Origin of the sequence: Pseudomonas sp. IT-347P (assembly GCF_949768005.1) — a bacterium.
In the GTDB taxonomy this organism is placed as follows: Bacteria; Pseudomonadota; Gammaproteobacteria; order Pseudomonadales; family Pseudomonadaceae; genus Aquipseudomonas.
Genome location: NZ_CATKPQ010000046.1, coordinates 1 through 222, shown reverse-complemented (window position 1 = coordinate 222; position 222 = coordinate 1). Strand labels below are relative to the sequence as shown.

The 222-nt window shown below is 63.1% G+C and carries 1 protein-coding gene; it reads right to left on the bottom strand.

The genetic code is table 11. From position 1 onward, the window contains the following. The coding region (locus tag ACM6IV_RS19595) for an immunoglobulin-like domain-containing protein (protein WP_414871264.1) at positions 1-222 on the bottom strand (222 nt) is incomplete at both ends.

The following is a 222-nucleotide window of genomic DNA, read 5'->3' as shown; positions in this document are numbered from 1 at the left end:
AGTGACTGGCGCGCCGACGGTTGCGGTGTAAGTCACGCTGCCGCCTTCAGCCGCCGACTCGGTCGCGGTGAGTTTGACGGTAGTGGTGTCGATGGTGTCGGTGACGTTGGTCACGGCCGGCACGGTGCTCGGAACCAGGTTCTCGAAGTTGCCGCCGGTTGCATCCTTGATCGTCACTTCGACTTTGCCGGCGTCTTTGTAGACGTCATCGGCAGGTGCCGC